Origin of the sequence: Micromonospora sp. NPDC127501 (assembly GCF_040302185.1) — a bacterium.
Classification (GTDB): Bacteria; Actinomycetota; Actinomycetes; order Mycobacteriales; family Micromonosporaceae; genus Micromonospora.
In genome coordinates this window covers 234791-248186 of sequence record NZ_JBEORJ010000011.1, presented here as the reverse complement: position 1 = coordinate 248186, position 13396 = coordinate 234791, and the positions used below count along the sequence as shown (strand labels likewise).

The 13396-nt window shown below is 69.8% G+C and carries 14 protein-coding genes; 5 read left to right on the top strand and 9 right to left on the bottom strand.

The features are described 5' to 3' along the window. Positions 1-25: 25 nt before the first annotated feature. A complete protein-coding gene (locus tag ABTW72_RS24620) occupies positions 26-472 on the bottom strand; it encodes a DoxX family protein (RefSeq protein ID WP_350862181.1) in 447 nt (148 codons plus the stop codon). Positions 473-555: 83 nt separating this feature from the next. Between ABTW72_RS24620 and ABTW72_RS24615 the strand changes: the two genes are divergently transcribed. Then, positions 556-1116, top strand: a complete 561-nt coding sequence (locus ABTW72_RS24615) for a TetR/AcrR family transcriptional regulator (RefSeq protein WP_350862179.1) — start codon at positions 556-558, stop codon at positions 1114-1116. 123 nt (positions 1117-1239) lie between these two features. Here the strand turns inward: ABTW72_RS24615 and ABTW72_RS24610 are convergent, their stop codons facing one another. Both ABTW72_RS24610 and ABTW72_RS24605 read right to left on the bottom strand, forming a co-directional pair. Continuing rightward, a complete protein-coding gene (locus ABTW72_RS24610) occupies positions 1240-2679 on the bottom strand; it encodes a GuaB1 family IMP dehydrogenase-related protein (protein WP_350862177.1) in 1440 nt (479 codons plus the stop codon). Between the two features lie 159 nt (positions 2680-2838). Beyond that, the gene (locus ABTW72_RS24605) at positions 2839-3435 is read right to left on the bottom strand and encodes a LysE/ArgO family amino acid transporter (protein WP_350862175.1); all 597 of its coding nucleotides are present in this window, start codon (positions 3433-3435) and stop codon (positions 2839-2841) included. A 70-nt stretch (positions 3436-3505) separates the two neighbouring features. Between ABTW72_RS24605 and ABTW72_RS24600 the strand changes: the two genes are divergently transcribed. Beyond that, positions 3506-4399, top strand: a complete 894-nt coding sequence (locus tag ABTW72_RS24600) for a LysR family transcriptional regulator ArgP (RefSeq protein WP_350862174.1) — start codon at positions 3506-3508, stop codon at positions 4397-4399. Positions 4400-4416: 17 nt separating this feature from the next. Here ABTW72_RS24600 and ABTW72_RS24595 read toward each other — a convergent pair whose 3' ends face one another. Next, on the bottom strand, positions 4417-6168 hold the full coding sequence (locus ABTW72_RS24595) for an acetyl/propionyl/methylcrotonyl-CoA carboxylase subunit alpha (protein ID WP_350862172.1): 1752 nt from the start codon (positions 6166-6168) through the stop codon (positions 4417-4419). 150 nt (positions 6169-6318) lie between these two features. On the opposite strand from ABTW72_RS24595, the gene ABTW72_RS24590 reads away from it, so the two are divergent. The 3 genes from ABTW72_RS24590 to ABTW72_RS24580 all read left to right on the top strand — a co-directional run bounded on the left by ABTW72_RS24590 (position 6319) and on the right by ABTW72_RS24580 (position 8785). Next, positions 6319-6930: a PadR family transcriptional regulator gene (locus ABTW72_RS24590; RefSeq protein WP_350862245.1), complete on the top strand. Its 612-nt coding sequence runs from the start codon at positions 6319-6321 to the stop codon at positions 6928-6930. Positions 6931-7051: 121 nt separating this feature from the next. After that, on the top strand, positions 7052-8011 hold the full coding sequence (locus tag ABTW72_RS24585) for an ATP-binding cassette domain-containing protein (protein ID WP_350862170.1): 960 nt from the start codon (positions 7052-7054) through the stop codon (positions 8009-8011). Positions 8012-8029: 18 nt separating this feature from the next. After that, entirely contained in the window at positions 8030-8785 is a 756-nt protein-coding gene (locus ABTW72_RS24580; RefSeq protein WP_091394415.1) for an ABC transporter permease, read from the top strand. Positions 8786-8881: 96 nt separating this feature from the next. On the opposite strand, the gene ABTW72_RS24575 is transcribed toward ABTW72_RS24580, so the two are convergent. The 5 genes from ABTW72_RS24575 to ABTW72_RS24555 form a co-directional block, all read right to left on the bottom strand. Then, positions 8882-9535, bottom strand: coding sequence for an O-methyltransferase (locus ABTW72_RS24575; protein WP_350862167.1), 654 nt, complete (start codon positions 9533-9535; stop codon positions 8882-8884). After that, positions 9532-10200 carry a Maf family protein gene (locus tag ABTW72_RS24570; RefSeq protein ID WP_350862165.1) on the bottom strand — a complete coding sequence of 223 codons (669 nt, stop codon included), beginning with the start codon at positions 10198-10200 and terminating at the stop codon, positions 9532-9534. The genes ABTW72_RS24575 and ABTW72_RS24570 overlap by 4 nt, the downstream gene beginning before the upstream one ends. A 164-nt stretch (positions 10201-10364) precedes the next feature. Continuing rightward, positions 10365-11537 carry a S8 family serine peptidase gene (locus ABTW72_RS24565; protein ID WP_350862163.1) on the bottom strand — a complete coding sequence of 391 codons (1173 nt, stop codon included), beginning with the start codon at positions 11535-11537 and terminating at the stop codon, positions 10365-10367. Next, positions 11534-12892 carry a hypothetical protein gene (locus tag ABTW72_RS24560; protein ID WP_350862161.1) on the bottom strand — a complete coding sequence of 453 codons (1359 nt, stop codon included), beginning with the start codon at positions 12890-12892 and terminating at the stop codon, positions 11534-11536. Before ABTW72_RS24560 ends, ABTW72_RS24565 begins: the two co-directional genes overlap by 4 nt. Then, positions 12889-13347: a hypothetical protein gene (locus ABTW72_RS24555; RefSeq protein WP_091394404.1), complete on the bottom strand. Its 459-nt coding sequence runs from the start codon at positions 13345-13347 to the stop codon at positions 12889-12891. The genes ABTW72_RS24560 and ABTW72_RS24555 overlap by 4 nt, the downstream gene beginning before the upstream one ends. Positions 13348-13396 lie beyond the last annotated feature (49 nt).

The following is a 13396-nucleotide window of genomic DNA, read 5'->3' as shown; positions in this document are numbered from 1 at the left end:
GACAGGCAGGTTAGCTCCCTGATAGTCAGGGGCCAAACGAAATTGCCGCAGCGGTGGCCACGAACACGATCTGTAGGGCGGTCCGCTGTGCGAGCGGGGTGACCGGGCGACCGGCGAGGGTCAGTTTGCGGCGGGCGGCCGAGACGTTGGCCGGGAACATGGCGAGCATGAGCAGGCCGAGCCCGGCCGCCGCAACCCTGGCGGTCGCCGGTGCCAGGAGGCCGACCGCGCCGACCAGTTCCAGCACGCCGGTCACGGTGACCAGCAGGTCCGGCCGGGGCAGTCGGGGCGGGACCATCGCGATCAGGTCGGCGCGGCGTTGGCCGACGAAGTGCGCGACGGCGGTGAGCGTGAACATCGCGGCCAGTCCGACGCGCAGTGCGGGATGCCAACCGTCCAGTGCGGAGATGCCCGCCAGGCCGGCGACTCGGGCCAGCGCGGTGCCGACTACAAGGGCGATCAGGGGTGCCACCGGAATCCTCCTCCGTGAAACTTGCCAGTGACAAGATTGCGCGTCAGAGGCCCATCTTGTCAATGGCAAGATAGGATTCGCGCATGACCGACACCCGCGCCTACCACCACGGCGACCTGCGCCGCGCCCTGCTCGCCGCGGCGCTGGAGGCCGTCGCGGAGGTCGGACCCGCCGCGCTGAGCCTGCGCGACCTGGCCCGCCGGGCCGGTGTCTCGCACGCCGCGCCCGCACACCACTTCGGCGACAAGGCGGGCCTGCTCACCGCGCTCGCCGCGCAGGGCTTCGACCTGCTGGCCCGGACGTTGACCGAGGCGGATGACGACCTGTTGGAGGCCGGCGTCGCGTACGTCGACTTCGCCGTCACACACCGGGCGTACTTCGAGGTGATGTTCCGGCCGGAGCTCTACCGGGCCGACGATGCCGAGCTGATCGCGGCGCGGGGCCGGGCCGGAGCCGCGCTCCGCTCCGGGGTGGCGGCGCTGTCCGGCGGCGGCGCGCCCGCCGACACCGACCGGGACTCGCTCGCGGCCTGGTCGATCGCGCACGGCTTCGCCACCCTCTGGCTGGCCGGCGCACTGCCCGACCGCGTGGGCGACAACCCCCGCGAGGCGGCCCGCGCCGTGCTGCGCCGGCTGTCGACCTGACAGCAAGGTTCCCCCGCCGATCCCGGCCCTGCTGAGTTGATCATGGGGTTACCGCCACGACGCGCCGATGCGGGAGGCGATAACCCCATGATCAACTTGGCTGGGGGTGGGGGTGGGGGTGGGTTACCAGCTGGTGGGGAGGGGCATTCCTTCGGTGAAGCCGGCGGCGCTCTGCACGCCGACGATGGCCCGCTCGTGGAACTGGGTCAGGTCCCGTGCGCCGGCGTAGGTGAAGGCGCTGCGTACCCCCGCGATGATCTCGTCGATCAGGTCCTCGACACCGGGGCGGGCCGGATCCAGGTGCATCCGGGCCGAGGAGATGCCCTCCTCGAACACCGCCTTGCGGGCCCGGTCGTACGGGCTGTCGTCGGCGGTCCGGGCGCTGACCGCCCGAGCCGAGGCCATCCCGAAGCTCTCCTTGTACCGCCGGCCGTCCGCGTCGGTGTAGAGGTCACCGGGGGACTCGTAGGTGCCGGCGAACCAGGAGCCGATCATCACGTTCGACGCGCCGGCGGCGAGCGCGAGCGCCACGTCCCGGGGGTGCCGCACCCCGCCGTCGGCCCACACGTGCCGGCCCAGTTGGCGGGCTGCGGCCGCGCAGTCGAGCACGGCGGAGAACTGCGGTCGACCCACGCCGGTCATCATCCGGGTGGTGCACATCGCCCCCGGGCCGACGCCGACCTTGATGATGTCCGCCCCCGCCTCCACCAGGTCGCGTACGCCCTCGGCGGTGACCACGTTGCCGGCCGCCACCGGCACCCCCGGGTCCAGCTTCCGGACCGCCTGAAGTGCGGAGATCATCCGTGCCTGGTGGCCGTGCGCGGTGTCCACGACCAACGTGTCCACCCCCGCCTCCAGCAACGCAGCGGCCTTCCCGGTCACGTCTCCGTTGATCCCGACGGCCGCCGCGATCCGAAGCCGACCCCGGTCGTCCACGGCCGGCGTGTAGAGGGTGGCGCGCAACGCGCCCTGTCGGGTCAGCACCCCGACCAGCCGACCTTCGGCGTCCACCACGGGGGCGAGTCGGCGACGGCCCGCCGAGAGCAGATCGAATCCGGTACGAGGATCCGCGTCCGCCGGGACGGTGTGCAGTTCGGTGGACATCACGTGGCGCAGCTGCGCGAAGCGGTCCACGCCCGTGGTGTCCGCCTCGGTGACCACACCCATCGGCCGGCCGGCGTCGTCGACCACGATCACCGCGCCGTGCGAGCGCTTGGGCAGCAGGTGGATGGCATCGCCCACGGTCTCGGTCGGGCCCAGCGTGATGGGGGTGTCGTAGACCAGGTGGCGCTGCTTGACCCAGGCGACGACGTTCGCCACCACCTCGATCGGAATGTCCTGCGGAATCACCGCGATGGCACCCCGGCGGGCGACCGTCTCCGCCATCCGCCGTCCGGCGACCGCGGTCATGTTCGACACCACCAACGGAATGGTGGTGCCGGTGCCGTCGCCGGTGGAGAGGTCGACGTCGAGTCGGGAGCCCAGGTCGGAGCGGGCCGGCGCCATGAAGACGTCGGTATAGGTCAGGTCGTGCGCGGGAGCCGCGCCGTGAAGGAACCGCACCCGACAATCATTCCCGCTCGCGGCCAGTTCCACCGCCGGTGGTCGCGGAAAACACTCGCATCGTCGTCGGTCCTGGTCCCGGTGGCGTCGTCGGTGCTTGCCGGATGTGCCGGTAGCCCGGTGGAAGTGCCACGGCGAGCCCGGCCGGGTACGAACCGGTCAGCCCAGCAGTAGTGCCACGGCGAGCCCGGCCATCACGACGGCGATGACCGCGTCCAGCACCCGCCAGGCGCTGGCGCGGGCGAGCAGCGGTGCGAGGCGCTGCGCGCCGACACCGAGCGCGGTGAACCAGACCACACTGGCCAGGGTGGCGCCGACGCCGAAGACCCACCGGTGCGGGTGTTGTTGGGCCACGCTGCCCAGGAGCAGCACGGTGTCCAGGTAGACGTGCGGGTTCAGGTAGGTGAAGGCGGCGCAGGCGAGCAGGGTCGCCCCCAACGTGGCCGGCGGCCGCTCGGTGGGCAGCAGGGCGCCGGGACGCAGGGCGCGGCGGGCGGCTAGCCCCGCGTAGCAGAGCAGGAAGGCCGCACCGCCCCAGCGGATCGCCATCAGCAGGCCCGGTCGGCCGGTCACCAGCGAACCGACCCCGGCCACTCCCGCCATGATCAGCAGCGCGTCCGACGCGGCGCAGGTCAGCACCACGGGTACGACGTGTTCGCGTCGCAGGCCCTGGCGCAGGACGAAGGCGTTCTGCGCGCCGATGGCGACGATGAGCGCGATGGAGATCGAGAAGCCGGCGACGGCGGAGGTGAGCACGCAGCCGACGCTAGGGCTGCCGACAGCCACCAGTCCAACTAAAGATCCTGACGCAACTTAAGCTCGGCTAATGGAAGGTCTCGACTCGGCGCAGCTACGGACGCTCGCGGCGGTGGTGGCGGAGGGCAGCTTCGACGCGGCGGCCCGGCTGCTGCACGTCACGCCATCGGCGGTGAGCCAACGGATCAAGGCGCTGGAGGAAGCCGTCGGCCAGGTGCTGGTCCGCCGCGCCCGGCCGTGCGTGGCAACCGACGCCGGCCGTCCGCTGCTGCGCCTGGCCGGCCAGCTCACGCTGCTCGAACGGGAGGCATTGGTCGATGCTCGCGGCCCGCTGGCCGGCGGTGGCCTGACCCGGGTCGCCGTGGTGGTCAACGCGGACTCGCTGGCCACCTGGTTTCCCGCCGCGCTGGCCCGGTTGCCGCAGCGGGCCGGGCTCTCGTTCGACCTGCGGCAGGACGATCAGGACCACACCGCCGAGCTGCTCCGCGACGGTTCGGTGACGGCGGCGGTCACCGCCCAGCGGGAGGCCGTGCAGGGCTGTCGCGTGCTGCGGCTCGGGGCCATGCGCTACCGCGCGTTGGCCACCCCGGAATTCGCGGCGTCCCACTTCGCCGGAGGATTCAGCGCAGCCCCGCTGGCGAGCATCCCGCTGGTGGTCTTCGACCGGAAGGACCGGGTGCAACACCGGTTCATCCGGGCGGTGGTCGGTCGATCGCTCGACCCGCCGGTGCACTACGTGCCGTCGGTGCCGGCGTTCAGCGAGGCGATCCGGCTCGGGTTGGGCTGGGGCCTGGTGCCGGAACAGATCGCCGGGGCCGACCTGACCGCCGGTCGCTGTGTCGACCTCGCGCCGGGCCGACACCTCGACGTTCCGCTGTACTGGCAGCACTGGCGGTTGGAGTCCGACGTGCTGAACGCCCTGACCGCCGCCGTCCGCGCGGTCGCCACCGAAACCCTGCGCTGACCCGCCCGCCGGACGGCTCAGGCGATGGTGCAGATGGAGGCACCGGCGGTGATCACGGCGCCGACCTCGGCGCTGAGGCCGCTGACCGTACCCGCCTTGTGCGCGTGCAGCGGCTGCTCCATCTTCATCGCCTCCAGCACCACGACCAGGTCACCCTCGGCCACGGTGTCGCCGTCCGCCACCGCGATCTTGACGATGGTGCCCTGCATGGGCGAGGTGAGCGCGTCGCCGCCGACCGGAGCACCGGCCTTCGCGCCGCCGCCACGCCGGGTCGGCTTACGGGCGGCGGGTGCCGCGGTGGTCGTACTCCCGCCGAAGCCGGCGGGGAGGCTGACCTCGAGGCGCTTGCCGCCCACCTCGACCACGACGGTGTCGCGCTCGGCCGGCGCCTCGGCGGCGCCGGCGGCGGCGGTGAACGGCGGCACGGTGTTGTCGAACTCGGTCTCGATCCACCGGGTGTGCACGGTGAACGGCTCGGCGGTGAACGCCTCGTCCCGCACCACGAGCCGGTGGAACGGCAGCGCGGTGGCCATCCCGTCGAGGACCATCTCGTCCAGCGCGCGGCGGGCGCGCTCCAGCGCCTCGGTCCGCGTCTCACCCGTGATGATCACCTTGGCGAGCAGTGAGTCGAAGTTGCCGCCGATCACGTCGCCGGCCGAGATGCCGGTGTCGACCCGCACACCCGGCCCACTGGGCAGGCGCAGCGCGGTGACAGTGCCGGGGGCGGGCAGGAAGTTGCGGCCCGGGTCCTCGCCGTTGATCCGGAACTCGATCGCGTGCCCGCGCGGCGTCGGGTCCTCGGTGATCCGCAGCTTCTCGCCGTCGGCGATCCGGAACTGCTCGCGGACCAGGTCGATGCCGGCGGTCTCCTCGGTGACCGGGTGCTCGACCTGAAGCCGGGTGTTGACCTCCAGGAAGGAGATGGTGCCGTCGACGCCGACCAGGTATTCGACGGTGCCGGCGCCGTGGTAGCCGGCCTCGCGGCAGATCGCCTTGGCGCTCTCGTGGATCTGCGCGCGCTGGGCGTCGGTGAGGAACGGCGCGGGCGCCTCCTCGACGAGCTTCTGGTGACGTCGCTGCAACGAGCAGTCCCGGGTGCCCACCACGATCACGTTGCCGTGCTGGTCGGCGAGGACCTGCGCCTCGACGTGCCGGGGCTGGTCGAGGTACCGCTCGACGAAGCACTCGCCCCGACCGAACGCCGCGACCGCCTCCCGGGTGGCCGACTCGAAAAGCTGGGGGATCTCCTCCATCGTGCGGGCGACCTTGAGGCCGCGCCCGCCGCCACCGAAGGCGGCCTTGATGGCGACCGGCAGGCCGTGGTCGACGGCGAAGGCCATCACCTCGTCCGGGCTGGCCACCGGGTCCGGGGTGCCGGGGACCAGCGGCGCGCCGGCCCGCTGGGCGATGTGCCGGGCGGTGACCTTGTCGCCCAGGTCGCGGATCGCCTGCGGGGTGGGGCCGATCCAGGTCAGCCCGGCGTCCATGACGGCCTGGGCGAAGTCGGCGTTCTCACTGAGGAAGCCATAACCCGGGTGTACGGCGTCGGCGCCGGCCCGAGCGGCGACGTCGAGCAGCTTGTCGATGCGCAGGTAGGTCTCGGTCGCGCTGTCCCCGCCGAGCGCGTACGCCTCGTCCGCGAGGGTGGCGTGCAGGGCGTCGCGGTCGGAGTCCGCGTACACGGCGACGCTGCCCAGGGCGGCGTCGCGGCACGCGCGGATCACCCGGACGGCGATCTCGCCGCGGTTGGCGATGAGTACCTTGCGCACCTTCGTGGCTCCTCCCGGGCGGGTTACTGACGGGGAGTGTATCGGCCGCCCTCGGCGGCCCTAACGATCGCTCAGTGTGGGATGCCGCACTGCACCCGCCACGGTTTAGTCAAACTTGGCTATTACGCTTATCGGGTGTCTTCGACTCGGATGATGATTCTCGGTCTGGTGCGGTGGATGCAGCCCGTGCATGGCTACGACGTGCGCCGTGAGCTGCTGAGCTGGAGCGCCGACAAGTGGGCGAACATACAGCCCGGATCGATCTATCACGCCCTGCGCAAACTCACCGAGGAAGGGCTGCTGCGCGCCGTCGCGACCGAGCAGGTGGGCGCCCGTCCGGCGCGGACCACGTACGAGGTGACGGTCAAGGGGGAGGACGAGTTCGAGACGTTGCTGCGCAACTCCTGGTGGACCATCAGCGAGCCCGCCGACCCGTTCGTGGCGGCCTTCTCCTTCCTGCCGGCCATGCCGCGCGCCGAGGCGGCGGCCGCCCTGCGTAACCGGGCCAACCTGCTGCGCGCCGGCGTCGAGTCCATGCGCGCCTCGCTGGAGTCGGACTGGGTGCGCAACCGCAAGCCGGCGCACGTCGGCTGGATGTTCGAGCTGTGGTCGGCGCGGGCGGAGGCGGAGATGACCTGGTGCGAGCGGATCGCCGAGCGGATCGATTCCGGAGTGTCGTACCTGCCTGCTGAGCTGGATGAAGCGCAGGGTTGGTCGGGGTGGCGGGACGGCGCGGAGCCGCTCGACACCGACGCGGAATAATCAACGTTGACTAAAAAAGCTATATCGCGTTAGCCTGCTGGCGGCACAGCGGGGGAGTGCGCCGTCCGGCGCCGTCCCACCCGACGGCCGGCCCGACCGGCCCGAACGACCAGGAGCAGAAATGATCGAGACCAGGGGGCTGCGGAAGTCGTTCCGCTCCCGCGCGGGTCGAGAGACGAAGACGGTGGACGCCGTGCGGGGCGTCGACCTTGACGTTGCCAAGGGCGAGATCTTCGGCTTCCTCGGCCCGAACGGCGCCGGCAAGACCACCACGCTGCGGATGCTCGCCACGCTGATCGAGCCGGACGGCGGCGAGGCCACCATCGCGGGCGCCGACCTGCGCAAGGACCCGGCCGAGGTGCGCCGCCGTATCGGGTACGTCCCGCAGGGCGGCAGCACCTGGGACGAGTCCACCGCCCGCGAAGAGCTGGTGCTGCACGCCCGGATGTACGGCATCAGCAAGGCCGACGCGCAACAGCGCGCCGCCCGCGCCCTGGACGCCTTCCAGCTCACCGAGTACGCCGACCGCAAGTGCAAGACCTACTCCGGCGGCCAGCGTCGCCGGGTGGAGATCGCCCTCGGCATCATCCACGAGCCGAAGATCGTCTTTCTGGACGAGCCGACCACCGGCCTCGACCCGCAGAGCCGCGCCCACATGTGGGACGAGATCCGCCGGCTCCGCGCCGACGGGATGACCGTCTTCATCACCACGCACTACCTGGACGAGGCCGACGCGCTCTGCGACCGGATCGCGATCATGGACAACGGCGAGGTGGTGGCCGAGGGCACGCCGACCGAGCTCAAGCGGGAGATCTCCGGCGACGTGGTGCTGGTCGGTCTCGACCTGGCCGCCACCCCGCAGGCCGCCCAGACGCTCGACGGCGAGCCGTACGTCAACAAGCTGGAGACGGTCGACGAGGGCGGCCTGCGCCTCTACGTCGACGAGGGCGCCACCGCCATTCCGCAGGTGCTGCGCCGACTCGACCACGCCGGGCTGGAGTTGCGCTCGATCGAGCTGCACCGACCCAGCCTGGACGACGTCTTCCTCACCAAGACCGGCCGCTCGCTGCGCGAGTCCTGACCACCGGAGACGACTCTCATGAAATTCGCCCGTGACACGTGGCTGATCTTCCAGCGCCAGACCCAACTCCTGCTACGCAACCCGGTCTGGGTCTTCGTCGGCGTGTTCCAGCCGGTCATGTACCTGCTGCTCTTCGCCCCGCTGCTCAAGCCCGCACTGAACGCGCCCACCCAGGCCGCCGCCTACAAGATCTTCGTACCGGGTCTGCTGGTGCTGCTGGCCATCTTCGGTGGCCTGTTCCAGGGCTTCGGCCTGATCGCCGAGCTGCGAGCCGGCGTCATCGAACGCTCCCGGGTCACCCCGATCAGCCGGCTCGCACTGCTGCTCGGCCGCTCGCTGCGCGACGTGGTCTCGCTCATGGTGCAGGCGGTCATCATCACGCTCCTGGCGCTCATCTTCGACCTGCGGGTGTTCATCGGGGACCTGCTGCTGGCGTACCTGATGCTCGCCCTTATCGCCCTCATGACCTCGGCCGTCTCCTACGGCGTCGCCCTCAAGGTCAAGAGCGAGGACGCGCTGGCTCCGCTGATGAACACCGTGGCGCAGCCGGTGCTGCTGCTCTCCGGCATCCTGCTGCCGCTGACCTTCGCACCCGGTTGGTTGCAGGGCATCGCCAACTGGAACCCGTTCTCCTGGGCGGTCGACGGCACCCGGGCGCTGTTCGCCGGTGACCTGGGCAGCGACAAGGTCTGGCAGGGCCTCAGCATCACCGCGGTCCTTGCCGCGCTGGGCGTCTACTGGGCCGCCCGCCAGTTCGCCCGCAGCGTCCGCTGACGCAGGCGTCGCTGTTCCTTGATATTGGGGTGTCCCCTGGTGGGGACACCCCAATGCCCGTGTCCGGCGCTTGCCGACGGTGAGCGCTGTCGGCGGTCAGCGGACCCGGGCGAGGGTGAGACCGTCCGCGATCGGCAGCATCACCGGGTCCACCCGTACGTCCGCGAGGACCTCGTCGTTGAACGCGGCGATGGCCCGGTCACCAGCGTCCTGCGGGGCGATGACCCGCCCGCCACGCAACACGTTGTCGACGGCGATCACCCCACCCGGACGCATCCGAGGCACCAGCTCCGCCCAGTAGATCGGGTAGCCGGTCTTGTCCGCGTCGATGAACGCGAAGTCCAGGTGCCGCTCGTGCGGCAACTCCCGCAGCCCGTCCGCGGCCGGGCCGATGCGCAGGTCGATCTGGTCCTGCACGCCGGCCCGCGCCCAGTAGCGCCGGGCGATTCCGGTGAACTCCTCGGAGATGTCGAAGCAGGTCAGTCGCCCACCCTCGGGCAACCCGCGGGCGATCGCCAGCGACGAGAGCCCGGTGAACGTGCCGACCTCGACGGCCTGCCGCACGTCGAGCAGCCGGGTGAGGAACGTCAGGAAAGCGGCCTGCTCCGGAGCCACCTGCATGGTGGCGTGCTCGGGCAGCACCGACCGGGTCTCCTCGGCCAGGTCACGGATGATCTCGTCCGGCGGAGAGCCGTGTGCGACCAGATAGGCGTGCAGCTCGTTGGTGAGCGGGATCGACTTGGTGGTCATGACCGGACGTTACCGAGCGGCTCGACCGCTTGACCGCCCGGCGCGACCTTCGTCCACAGGTCGGTGATCCGCAGATCCAGCTCGGCGAGGAGCCGGCGCAGCAGCGGCATCGACAGCCCGACCACCGTCCCCGGGTCACCCTCGATCCGTTCCACGAACGGCCCACCCAGCCCGTCGATCGTGAACGCGCCGGCCACCGCCAGCGGCTCACCTGTGGCCACGTACGCGGCGATCTCGTCGTCACTGATGTCGGCGAAGTGGACCGTGGTCGACGCGACCGCCTCCGCCCGCCGGCCCGCAGTGACGTCGACCAGGCAGTGCCCGCTGTGTAGAACGCCGCTGCGTCCCCGCATCCGCAGCCACCGCCGGGTCGCATCAGCCGCATCCGCGGGCTTGCCGAGGATCTCCCCGTCGAAGGCGAGCACCGAGTCGCAGCCGATCACCAACGTCCGCTGATCGGCGGTCGGATTCAGCCGGGTCAACACCGCCTGCGCCTTCAGACGAGCCAACTCCAGGCACAACTCCTCGGCCCGCTCGGTCACCACCAGGGACTCGTCCACCCCACTGACCAGCACCTCCGGCTCGACGCCGGCAGCCTGGAGCAACTTACGACGGGCAGGGCTCGCCGATGCGAGCACGAGGCGGAGCGGCAAAGTCTCAGACACCAGCCCGACGTTACCGCCCAGCCCCCCACCAAGACCGACACCCCGCCCAGCACCCACCGCCCGGGCGCCCTTGAACCACTCGACTTTCAGGAAAACGGGGTGCCCCCTCGCTCCGGACACCGCAGTTCAGTGAAAGTCGAGTGGATCACCGCTTCGTTGATCGATCAGCGACTGATTCTGGGCGGCGGATCATCACCACGCCGGCGTCGCCGCGCTATCACGGCCCACCCGACCCCGGCAGCCACGAGCACCCCGAGGGTGGCCAGGCCGCGCGCGGTCGCGCTATCGCTCCCATCACCCGGCTGAGCGCCAGCCGTCGTGGTCGGGCCGGCACCGGCCGGAGCGCTCACCGATTCAAATCCGAGCGGCGGTACGTCTGCCGTCAGCGCCGCCACAAGATCGATCACTCCGTAGCCGTACTCGTCGTCACGCCCAGGAGGTCCCTTGTCGACGGCAGTGGCCGTGAGTCGGTGCGCCACCTCCCGGGCCGGCAGGTATGGGTACTTGGACCTGATCAACGCAGCCGCGCCCGCCACGATCGCCGTCGCGTCAGAGGTGCCGGTGCCTTTGCGGTACTTGCCGTCGATGCTCGTGCTGTAGATGTCGACGGCTGGAGCAACCACGTCAATCTCCGGCCCAGTCACCGAGACGGCAGCGTGAGTGCCGGATTTGTCAACGCCACCCACGGCTAGGACGCCTTCCTCCGATGCGGGGTAACCAACCTCAGTGTCAGCTGGTCGATTACCTGCAGCGGCGACAACGACGACATTCGCGAGAACAGCTCCCCTGATGGCGCGACGCAGGGCAGGACTGGAGCCTCCTGCGCTGGAAATGCTGATGACGCCAGCGCCAGAGGAAATCGCATAATCGATTGATCTGCCCAGATTGTCTGGGCTGCTCTGATTATCGGCTGTAGAGGAAATAATTGGCAAGACTTTGGCTTTCGGTGCTATACCTCGAGCTCCTCGGCTTCCTTCTTGGCCGTGAGCAGCGATGAGGCCGGCCATCCCGGTGCCGTGGCTATTTCGATCGCCTTGGCCATCGTTGCTTCCTCCCGCATCGGTAAGGTCGATGCCGCGCAGGAGATTTCTTTTTAGGTCTGGATGCGGGTAAACGCCTGTGTCTGGTACTGCCACAGTTACGCCCTCGCCCTGGCTGATCTTGTTGGCCTCTACGGAGTTGAGGGTTGCTAAATGCCACTGGTCGGCCCGAATACGGTTTGAGCCATCGTCAGGAGGTAGGCTGGGTGCCCTCGCGGCGATAGGGTTAGAGGATATTGCGACAATCCCGACCGATATCAGGATCGCGAGGAAGGCGTGTGTGGTCGACCTTTTCACCGGCCGATGCCGATTGCCGGTCCTGGGTCTATTGGCCCCTCGTCGTCGGGAGGGCGGACCACTGGGTTAACCCCTTTTTCCGTTTTCCAAGGATTGTCCGGATCCCAGCGATTCGGCTCTGCCGTATTGCCGTCGTTCCGCCTAGGATGACCAGTTCCACTCATCCCGGAACTCCAAAATCCCGGTGCTCCGCCGATCGGAGGCATCCCGTGTGCACCAGAGAGGCCTCTGCCTGCGGAAGGGCGGGATCCGGCCGCGCCAGTAGGAGTAGTCCCTGCCCCACCGCCACCAATCACGCCTCCAACAGGGTTCACTCGTCGTGGGGGAACGCTGTTGTTGTCGGGCTGACGGGGCAGTGACCCGGGAACGCTGCCGATAAGGCCTCCGGGCGGCATCGTCCGCGACGGATCCAGCCCGGGTGCGCGAGACGGGCCATTCGAGCCAGGCATCCCGATCGGTCGCGCCGGCTGGTGGCTTACTGGCGCGGTAGTGGCAGCCGGCGGAAGGACGGGCTGCACCCCCGGCAAGGAAGGGGGATTCGATGCAGTGGATGGGCCGGGGTGCGCGGTGCTGGGCGGGCTTAACGGAGCACCTGTTCCAGCGCCATTAAGAATTGGACCATTTCCGGTCGCGATGGACACTGGCGCGGCTGCGGTGGGCTTAGTGGTGGACGGGGTCGCGGTCGTCTTTGTTGGCATAGGTGCTGGCAATATTGGCGGAATGATGGGCGCTGAAACGCTGCCGTACACATCCGGGTTCGAAATATCCTTACCAGACTGCGGAGGTGCGGTAGGTGGTTTTTGCAGGGTTGCTTGGGCTTGTTGGAGTTCGCCGCTCAGGTTGAACATCATGGATCGGGCCTGCACGTTGAGCCGTTCGAGTTCCCCATCAGCGACAGGCGGCGTAGTGGCCCGGTTGCCCATCACCGCTTTCGGGTCGGCGACCATCGACTCGTACGCCTGCTTCTGTTGGAACTTGGTCGCGTACTCCTCGTAGATCTTGCGGAGTGCGGCGCGGGTGGTGCCGATGGCCTGGGTTGCGGCGGAGAGTGCGGTGTAGTTCGCGGCGGCGGCGTCGTGGGTGCGCTGGACCTTGTCGATGAGTTCGTCGAGTTCGGCGAGGTACGTGCGGGAGGCGGCGCTGGTTTCGGGTGGCCATGCCTCGGCGAGTCCGCGTCGGTACTGCTGGAGGCGGCCGAGGTGGGTTTGCGCCAGGTCACAGACCTTGCGCCAGCCGGCGACCTGTTTCCAGTGGTTGGCGGTGTCGTGGTCCTGGAGGCAGGCCCACATGCTGTTGACGTCCATGAGGTGCCAGTCGGTGAGGCCGGAGGTGCGGCCGGTGCCCCGTTCGATCACGGCAGCACCACCGGCCCTGCGGCGTCGGGGCTGGTGGGGTCGGTCAGTGTCGGCGTCGGGCCGCCGGGGAGGACGCTGGCCGGGTTGGCGAGGGCTCGTTGCACGTCCACCACTCGGGCGGCGGTGAAGGCGTCGCTGTCGGCGTAGTGGGTGGCGACCTGATCGGCGGCGGCGGCCAGGTGGCCGGTGGCGCCTCGGACGGCGTACACCATGTCGGCGGTGGCCTGCTGCGTCTCGTGGTGCGCGTGCAGGAAGGTGACCAGCTCGATGAAGGCGTCGCAGGGGTTGGGCAGCTTCGCGGACATGTCTTCGGCGATGTACGACAGATGCGGCGCGTAATTGCTCTCGACCTCGGCGGCGAGCCGGTCGGCGAACTCTCTGAGCTGGCTGATGTCGGCTTCGATGCCGCCGTAACCGCGTAGCCAGGGTGCTGGCCGGTCCTCTTCGGGGATCATGGATCCTCCCTACCGTAGCGGCACCGTTTCCCTGAGTGAGGTTAACGGC

Coding starts and splice junctions, on each gene's coding strand:
- ABTW72_RS24615 (WP_350862179.1), top strand. CDS start 556: ATGACCGACACCCGCGCCTACCACCACGGCGACCTGCGCCGCGCCCTG.
- ABTW72_RS24600 (WP_350862174.1), top strand. CDS start 3,506: ATGGAAGGTCTCGACTCGGCGCAGCTACGGACGCTCGCGGCGGTGGTG.
- ABTW72_RS24590 (WP_350862245.1), top strand. CDS start 6,319: ATGATGATTCTCGGTCTGGTGCGGTGGATGCAGCCCGTGCATGGCTAC.
- ABTW72_RS24585 (WP_350862170.1), top strand. CDS start 7,052: ATGATCGAGACCAGGGGGCTGCGGAAGTCGTTCCGCTCCCGCGCGGGT.
- ABTW72_RS24580 (WP_091394415.1), top strand. CDS start 8,030: ATGAAATTCGCCCGTGACACGTGGCTGATCTTCCAGCGCCAGACCCAA.
- ABTW72_RS24575 (WP_350862167.1), bottom strand. CDS start 9,535: ATGACCACCAAGTCGATCCCGCTCACCAACGAGCTGCACGCCTATCTG.
- ABTW72_RS24555 (WP_091394404.1), bottom strand. CDS start 13,347: ATGATCCCCGAAGAGGACCGGCCAGCACCCTGGCTACGCGGTTACGGC.